General features: G+C 52.3%; 2 tRNA genes and 2 rRNA genes. All 4 read right to left on the reverse strand.

Going from position 1 to position 1,273, the window contains the following annotated elements:
* Nucleotides 1-613: ribosomal RNA gene (locus M3I53_RS37890) — 23S ribosomal RNA — on the reverse strand; the annotation flags it as partial.
* Between the two features lie 306 nt (nucleotides 614-919).
* Nucleotides 920-995 (reverse strand) — tRNA-Ala (locus M3I53_RS37895).
* 38 nt (nucleotides 996-1,033) lie between these two features.
* Nucleotides 1,034-1,110: transfer RNA gene (locus M3I53_RS37900), tRNA-Ile, on the reverse strand.
* A 65-nt stretch (nucleotides 1,111-1,175) separates the two neighbouring features.
* Nucleotides 1,176-1,273, reverse strand: a 16S ribosomal RNA gene (locus M3I53_RS37905); the annotation flags it as partial.

Below are 1,273 nucleotides of genomic sequence, written 5' to 3' on the forward strand. Positions count from 1 at the left end.
CTATTCGGTTAAGCTTGCCACTGAATGTAAGTCGCTGACCCATTATACAAAAGGTACGCCGTCACCCCTTGCGAGGCTCCGACTGTTTGTATGCATGCGGTTTCAGGATCTGTTTCACTCCCCTCCCGGGGTTCTTTTCGCCTTTCCCTCACGGTACTGGTTCACTATCGGTCGATCACGAGTATTTAGCCTTGGAGGATGGTCCCCCCATCTTCAGACAGGATTTCACGTGTCCCGCCCTACTTGTCGCATACCTAGTTCTTCCATTCCGCCTTCGCCTACGGGGCTATCACCCACTATGGCCGCACTTTCCAGAGCGTTTGGCTGACGGTACAGATAAAGAATGCAGGCTGGTCCCATTTCGCTCGCCACTACTTTGGGAATCTCGGTTGATTTCTTTTCCTGCGGCTACTTAGATGTTTCAGTTCGCCGCGTTCGCTTCACATGACCTATGTATTCAGTCATGGATACTCCATTCGGAGTGGGTTTCCCCATTCGGATATCTGTGGATCAAAGCTCGTTTGCCAGCTCCCCACAGCTTTTCGCAGGCTACCGCGTCCTTCATCGCCTGTGATCGCCAAGGCATCCACCACATGCACTTGTTCGCTTGACCCTATAACGGGTGTGTCTCGGCCATGATTGCTCATGGCGAGGCTCACGCGCTACAGGTTGAGTATTCGTGTTGCGCCGTATTTCAAGGCAATCTTTCGATCACTTAAAAATACATTGATACAATCACAACCCTGATTCACCTACTCCACACCCATCTCTAAGTGTGTTTTGGATGAATCTCTTTACTACTTCTTCCTGATTGTTAAAGAACGACAGCCGATACGTTTTCACATACCGCTCTGACTGGCTCAATCGCCAATGCGTAATCCCCGGCGTGTACTGCTACCGGACACTAGGCATTGAGGATTGGTGGAGGATGACGGGATCGAACCGACGACCCCCTGCTTGCAAAGCAGGTGCTCTCCCAGCTGAGCTAATCCCCCAGTCACAACAACTCAAGGGATCTGCCCGTCACAGACAGTGGTGGGTCTGGATGGATTCGAACCATCGACCCCCGCCTTATCAAGACGGTGCTCTAACCGACTGAGCTACAGACCCCTGAGTCTGTCTTTCTTACAGCCGACAAGTGTGAGCGCTTTAACGCAGCGAGCGATGAGCTCTGGAAAGGAGGTGATCCAGCCGCACCTTCCGATACGGCTACCTTGTTACGACTTCACCCCAGTCATGAATCCTGCCGTGGTGACCGTCCTCCTTGCGGTTA

The organism is Paraburkholderia sp. CNPSo 3272, from assembly GCF_024206495.1.
Taxonomy (GTDB): domain Bacteria; phylum Pseudomonadota; class Gammaproteobacteria; order Burkholderiales; family Burkholderiaceae; genus Paraburkholderia.